At 67.9% G+C, this 6,684-nt stretch carries 7 protein-coding genes; all 7 read right to left on the reverse strand.

What is annotated here, in order from left to right:
• Positions 1-18: 18 nt before the first annotated feature.
• Complete coding sequence (locus tag MJ777_RS14360) at positions 19-963, reverse strand: tyrosine recombinase XerC (protein WP_239347671.1); 945 nt, start codon at positions 961-963, stop codon at positions 19-21.
• 82 nt (positions 964-1,045) lie between these two features.
• Positions 1,046-2,197 (reverse strand): DNA-processing protein DprA, encoded by a 1,152-nt coding sequence (dprA, locus tag MJ777_RS14365; RefSeq protein ID WP_239310474.1) that lies wholly within the window; start codon positions 2,195-2,197, stop codon positions 1,046-1,048.
• Entirely contained in the window at positions 2,194-3,732 is a 1,539-nt protein-coding gene (locus tag MJ777_RS14370; protein ID WP_239376729.1) for a YifB family Mg chelatase-like AAA ATPase, read from the reverse strand. Before MJ777_RS14370 ends, dprA begins: the two co-directional genes overlap by 4 nt.
• Positions 3,732-4,088, reverse strand: coding sequence for a YraN family protein (locus MJ777_RS14375; RefSeq protein ID WP_239310638.1), 357 nt, complete (start codon positions 4,086-4,088; stop codon positions 3,732-3,734). Before MJ777_RS14375 ends, MJ777_RS14370 begins: the two co-directional genes overlap by 1 nt.
• Positions 4,089-4,603: 515 nt before the next feature.
• Positions 4,604-4,897, reverse strand: a complete 294-nt coding sequence (locus MJ777_RS14380) for a DUF2469 domain-containing protein (RefSeq protein WP_239310639.1) — start codon at positions 4,895-4,897, stop codon at positions 4,604-4,606.
• Positions 4,894-5,607: a ribonuclease HII gene (locus MJ777_RS14385; protein ID WP_239376733.1), complete on the reverse strand. Its 714-nt coding sequence runs from the start codon at positions 5,605-5,607 to the stop codon at positions 4,894-4,896. Before MJ777_RS14385 ends, MJ777_RS14380 begins: the two co-directional genes overlap by 4 nt.
• Positions 5,573-6,684: signal peptidase I (gene lepB / locus MJ777_RS14390; RefSeq protein WP_370652725.1), on the reverse strand; the 1,112-nt coding region annotated here is incomplete at its 5' end. The genes MJ777_RS14385 and lepB, both read right to left, overlap by 35 nt.

The raw sequence follows: 6,684 nt of genomic DNA on the forward strand, positions 1-6,684 counted from the left end.
CCGACCCGGTTGCCGCTGTCAGGCCCGCGGGTGCCCCTGGTCAAACGCCGCGCGAAGCCGCTCCGGCGTCACATGGGTGTAGATCTGCGTGGTCGCGGGACTCGCGTGCCCCAACAGCTCCTGCACTGAACGCAGATCGGCACCGCCCTCCAGCAGATGGGTGGCGGCGGAGTGCCGAAGGCCATGGGGGGTCACCGGCCGGGCGCTGTGAGCCGCGGCCCGAGCGCTCAGGATACGCCGGACCGTTCGCGGGTCCAGCCGGCGCCCGCGGGCGCCGAGGAACAGCGCCCGGCCGCTACCGGGCACCGCGAGTACCGGCCGGCCGATGTCGAGCCATGCTCGCAGCGCACGCCGCGCGGGCACGCCGAAAGGCACTGCCCGCTCACGCCCGCCCTTGCCCACCACCCGCACGAGTCGCCGTTCGTCATCAACATCATCAAGATCAAGACCGCACAGTTCACTGACACGGGTGGCGGTCGCATACAGCAGTTCGACAACCGTGCTGTCCCGCGTGTCGAGCGCATCCTGGCGAGGCCCGGTTGATACCGCCCGTGGGTCGGCCACCAGCATCTCCCATGCCTGGATGGCCGTCAGCACGGTTGGCAGTGCCGTCGACCGCCGAGGGCTCACGAGCCGATCGGCGACGTCCACAGGCAGCCAGCCGCGCCTTACCGCGAATGCGCTGAAGCCACGGGCGACCGACACTCGCCTGGCTACGGTGGCGGTGGCGGCACCGGCGGCGCGCATCGCCGTGAGCCAGCCGCGCAGCACGCCGAGGTCAAGCTCCGCCAGTTCACGGCAGCCCGCGCCACAAGCGAAGTCGCACAGATTACGGAGATCGGCTGTGTAGGCGCGGATGGTCTCGACCGACCGGTTCCGCTCGGTCGACAGGTACCTCAGGTATGCGCCGATCGCGGCATCCCAGGTAGCTCCATCATCACGGATAGCAATATCATCTACCATATAACCGACTATCCACCTGTCCGACCGTGCCCTGTCACAGCCGCCGCGTCAACATCGACGGGCGGCCCCAGCGAATGCACGATCATGCTCCTTCCCCGGCGTCCGGCGGAGACGGCGCGCCAGCCGACGGCGCTCGGCCCAACGCCGTCAGGCGATACCCACCGCCTCGTTGCTCCACCAAACCCTCCACAACCAGAGGGCCCATCAGCGCCTGCACGGTTTCCGGCCGCTCACCCACCCGCTCGGCAAGCACCGCCCCACCCACCGATCCCCGCGCCGGCATGACATCGAGCAGACGCCGGACCAGCTCGGGAAGGCCGTCACGGACGCCCGCCGGTACCGGCGGGTATCCGGCGAGCTCACCTACCGCGCCGATCTCCTCGCAGACCTCGGCGGCATCGGTGACCAAGACAGTCTGCTCACGGTGCGTCCGTAACAGACGATGACAGCCCACGCTCAGCGCGCTGGTGACCGGTCCTGGAACAGCCATGACCACACGCCCCAGCCGCCGGGCGTGTCGGGCCGTGTTCAGGGCACCGCTTCGATGGCCTGCCTCGACCAGAACCGTACCCCTGGCCAACGCGGCGATGATCCTGTTACGGGTCAGGAAACGGCCGCGGTAGGGAGGGCTACCCGGTGAGGCCTCGCTCAACAGCAGTCCGTTGTCGCGGATGCGCGTCAGCAGCTCCGTGTGAGCTCGTGGATAGGCGATGTCGACCCCGCCGGCAAGAACCGCGATCGTCGGCCCGCCTGCCGCCAGCGCACCGCGGTGAGCGGCCGCGTCAATACCAAAGGCCGCCCCGGAGACCACCGTCCAGCCCCGCTCCGACAGCCCCGAGGCAAGATCGGCGGTCACGGTCGTGCCATAAGGAGTGGCCGCGCGCGCCCCCACGACCGCCACCGCCCGCTCACACAGTTGGCCAAGGTCTCCATTTCCGTACACCCACAAGGCAAGCGGTTCGCCCGGTTCGGTGCGGGCATCGGCAGCGCGCATGTCGCGGAGCACGCTCAGCACGGACGGCCACTCCTCGTCACCTGGGCAGAGCAACCGCCCGCCGAGGTTGTCCAGCAGGCGCAGATCCCGTACCGGGTCGACAGCGGGATGCCGGAGCCGCAGATCGGCCCAGACCGACGCCGCTCCGCGGCGGGCAACCTCAATGCTGATCTCTGGCTTGTCCGACCCGACCGCGCGTGCCAGAGCGACCCGCGCCAACCGCTCACCGTCGACAGTCACTGTGACCGCCCTGGCAGGCGCAGGTCCAGAGCCATCCCGAGCTGCGTCGGTCCGGGGCACGCCACGCCGGCAAGGTCCGCGAGCGTCCAGGCAATCCGCAGGACGCGGTCAAGACCCCGGGCGGTCAGCTGACCCGACTCGAAGACACGGTCTGCCAGCCGGGTCACGCTGGTCGGCAGCGGCCACAGCCGACGAAGCGCTGGACCGGGGATTTCGGCGCTGGTACGCCACGGTGTCCCAGCCAGCCGGCAGGCAGCGGCATCACGAGCGCTCTGGACACGTTTGGCCACCACCGCGGAGGTCTCCGCGTAGTTGTAGTCCGCCCGCAGCTCCGCGCGGCTCGGCGCGGCAAGCTCCACCTGCAGATCCACCCGATCGAGCAGCGGTCCCGACAACCGGGAGAGATAACGCCTGCGAACCAGGCTCGGGCAGTCACACAGCCTGGCCCCAGCGCCGCCCGCACGTGCGCAGGGGCACGGGTTCGCCGCCAGCACCAGCAGGAAGCGGGCGGGAAACCGGGCACTGATCCGGGCCCGCGCCAGCTCGATCACCCCGCTTTCCAGAGGCTGGCGCAATGCATCCAGGGTGAGGCGAGCAAATTCGGGAGCTTCGTCAAGAAACAGGACCCCCCGATGCGCCTGGCTGGCCAGCCCCGGTCGTAGCACGGTTGAACCGGCGCCGACGAGTGCTCCCGGCGTTGCTGAATGGTGCGGGCTGCGAAAAGGCGGCCGGACCACGAGCGGGCAGTCTGCCGGCAACAGCCCTGCGACCGAGTGCACCGCGGTGACCTCAAGAGCGGCTTCGGTGTCAAGCGCGGGCAACAGCCCCGGCAGGCGCTCCGCCAGCATGGTCTTGCCACTGCCCGGCGGCCCTTGCATGAACAGATGATGGCCGCCAGCCGCCGCTACTTCGACCGCCAGGCGACCGCGGGACTGGCCCGCCACATCGGCAAGATCGCCGACATCCTCGACGCTGGCCTGCAATGAATTCATCGTGATCATCGACGGTGGACCCGGCGTGAACTCACCGCGCAGGAGGCGCACCAGGCAGTCGAGGTCCTTCACCGGTTCAACGACGGCCCCAGGGACCAAGGCAGCCTCCGCGCCGTTCGCCTCGGGGACGACCACGCGTTCGAGACCTGCGCCGAGCGCGGCCAACACCGCAGGCAGCACCCCACGGACGGGCCGCAGCCGTCCGTCCAGCGCCAGTTCTCCGAGCAGCACCCGGCCGTGCAGGGATGTCGGGGGGATTGTGGCCGCCGCGCCGAGAACCGCGGCGGCCATCGCCACGTCGAACCCGCTCCCGGACTTCGGGAGAGTCGCCGGAAACAGCCCAACCGTGATCCGCTGGCTGGGCCAGGCCTGGCCCGAGTTGACGATCGCGGCACGGATCCGTTCCCTGGCCTCGTGCAGCGCCGCGTCCGGCAGCCCGACAAGAGTGAAGGCCGGCAGCCCGTTCGCAAGATCCGCTTCGACCTCGACGAGACGGCCGTGCACCCCCACGATGGCGACGCTGAACGCCCGTGCGAGCGCCATCAGAACGCCCCTCGCAGGTGTTCCACCCGAATCGGGCTGTCCCGGCGGCGGTACACCTCGACCACGTCGAAGCGCAGGACCGCCAGCTCATGTTCATGATCATGAAGCCACTGCGCGGCCACCCGGCGGATACGAGCGGCCTTGCCCGCAACCACAGCCTGCGCAGGTGTCCCGTACCGGTCGCTGGAACGGGTCTTGACCTCGCAGAACACCAGACACAAACCGTCCCGGGCGACGATATCGATCTCGCCGGCCGCGCAACGCCAGTTGCGGTCGAGAATTTCCATTCCGCCTTGCAGCAGATACCGGACCGCGGTGTCCTCACCGAACCGCCCGAGCGCATCCTTGACCCGCATCGCCCGCTCCCCTCCACAGGCGACGGACGCGCCCGTGGAGATCAGAGTGATCGGTGGGTCGAGCATTGGCGAACAATGATGATGTTCTGTGGACAACCTGAAGTTATCCACACACCCGGCAACGCAGGCACCCGGCAAGGCACACAATGCAGGCTGGATGCAGGCTGGGGCGGCGCGGCAGGCCTCACAACAGGCTCTCAGCGAGGTGGGCCGCTGGCTGGTCAGGACCGCTGGCTGGGCGGAGCCAACGAGGCTTCCGTTGACACTTTCGCCGTCCGTTTGAGATCATCATTCCGGCTCGCCGCGTCCAGGCGCCCCCTGGCTGCGTTGTCAGCCACACCGATACACCTCATCCGGTATCGCTTCGGCCTTCCGCCTTGCCAAGGGGCGCCTGGACGCGGCTCACTGATCGAAAGCCCGATCTCAAACACGCTACTACCGGCCAGCGCACGCTGACCATCAGAGCGACCGAATATCGACGATAAAGATCACCGATATTCGATGGTGATCAAGAATCAGAGCTCCGCCTTGGTCAGCTCCTCAACGTTGATGTCCTTGAACGTCACCACACGCACGTTCTTCACGAACCGTGCCGGCCGGAACATATCCCATACCCACGCATCACGCAGAGTGAGCTCAAAAAAGACCTCACCCGCGCTGTTACGGACGTCGATCTGATAGTCGTTTGCAAGATAGAAACGACGGTCCGTCTCGATGACGTAGGAAAACAAACCGACGACGTCACGATATTCGCGATAGAGCTGGAGCTCCATCTCGGTCTCGTACTTCTCGAGATCTTCGGCGCTCATGCGCTCTCCGTCGCGCTGCGTAGCCCGGTTCGTGTCACGACATCCTCCAGCCGCGACAGTCGTTCGCGTTGAGCTTCTGCCACATTGACATACGACATCCGATGCTGATCACACGGGCCGTAAGCGGCCAGTGCCGCGGCGTGCCCTGCTGTGACATACCCCTTGTGTTGCGCAAAATCATACTCGGGGTACGCAGAGTGCAGATCATTCATGATCCGATCTCTGGTCACCTTGGCAACGACGGACGCGGCGGCCACACAGGCCACCACTTGATCCCCCTTGAGCACGGCTGTGGACTCGACTCCCAAACCCGCCGCCGCAAAGCCATCGGTCAGCACGTACCCGGGACGCCACGGCAGCCGAGCCACCGCGCGGCGCATTCCAGTGATGTTCGCCACATGCACACCCCGCAGGTCGATCTCGGATGCATCGATCACAACGGTCGTCCACGCCTGGGCGACACCAAGGATGTCGTCGAACACCTGCTCGCGCAGACGGGCGGACAACCGTTTGGAGTCGGCCAAGGTGCCGATGCTTCGCGATCCGCCCTTGGGGAGAACGACGGCCGCGACGACAAGAGGACCAGCGCACGCGCCCCGCCCGGCCTCGTCGACCCCGGCAACGGGCGCGAGCCCCCGGCGCCAGAGCGCACGCTCGTACCCCCACAGCCCGGCATCACGCCGGATCGTCGCCCTGGCCGGAGCGAACAGCAGTGGGCGGCTGGGTTGGACGCTGACGCCGTCGCCGCCGCGCGGGTCGGTCCGACCGCCGCTCGGGGCGATCGCCGTGCCGGGCTGATCCACCGTCGCCACCCGGGCTGCTCCTTCCGAGCGGTGATCGCCGATGCGATACGGCGACCCCGCCCACCGCCACCACGCCAGCCGCGGCCAGGCCGGCAACCGGGAGGCTGGCCGCCGGCAGACCGGTAGCGGTGGCAAAGATGTTCGGCGGAGACAAAATCGCCATCCGCCCCAGCGGCCAGACCCGCACAAAGGCACGACCGACAACCTTGCTTTCCGGGATGGTCCCGTTCACCCGTGAATCCGAGGACTCACTGCGATGGTCGCCCATGACCCACAGCTCGCCGGCAGGCACCTTCACCGGGGCGAACTCGCGCCCGGAGCCAGCCGGGCTGTTCTCATAGACGTACGGCTCATCGAGGGGCTTGTCGTTAACCGTCACCCGGCCCTGGGAATCGCAGCAGGCCACCGTGTCACCAGCCACGCCGATGACCCTTTTGATGAAGTCCTTGTCGCTGGGGGCACCGAGGCCGAACACACCCTGAACCGCACGCACGGCACGGGAGACAACGTTGCTCGGCGGGTCGATCAGGGTCTCCGCCCGCTCGAAGCCGGTGCCGTCGCCGTTGAACACGACAATCTCACCGCGGTGGACGTCCCTGAAGCGGTAGACGAGCTTGTTGACCAGAACCCGGTCGTTGACCAGCAGGGTCCGTTCCATCGAGACGGTCGGTATCCAGAACGCCTGCACGAGAAATGCCTTGATGACCAGTGCGAGCAGGAAGGCGACCAGTATGAGGACAGGCAGCTCACGGGCGAACGAGCCCCTCCCCCCGCGGCTGCGGCCCAATGCCCGGCGCGCGCGCCGGGTGGGTTCCTCGGCGATCGGATCCATCGCGACCGCCTGGGGTTCGCCAAGGGCGCCCCCGGTGACGGGAGCATCCCCGGCGACCGCGGGCTCGGCGCCCGCCACCGGGCCGGACGCGTCAGCCGGTGAGATCATGGTGTCTTCCCCAGCATTATTGCCCGCGACGGATCCCGCAAGGT

This window comes from Protofrankia sp. Cj5, from assembly GCF_917627405.1.
Classification (GTDB): Bacteria; Actinomycetota; Actinomycetes; order Frankiales; family Frankiaceae; genus Protofrankia.

Bases quoted from the DNA above. Each gene is read 5' to 3' on its own strand.
- MJ777_RS14360 (WP_239347671.1), bottom strand. From the start codon at position 963: ATGGTAGATGATATTGCTATCCGTGATGATGGAGCTACCTGGGATGCC.
- MJ777_RS14370 (WP_239376729.1), bottom strand. From the start codon at position 3,732: ATGGCGCTCGCACGGGCGTTCAGCGTCGCCATCGTGGGGGTGCACGGC.
- MJ777_RS14375 (WP_239310638.1), bottom strand. From the start codon at position 4,088: ATGCGGGTCAAGGATGCGCTCGGGCGGTTCGGTGAGGACACCGCGGTC.
- MJ777_RS14380 (WP_239310639.1), bottom strand. From the start codon at position 4,897: ATGAGCGCCGAAGATCTCGAGAAGTACGAGACCGAGATGGAGCTCCAG.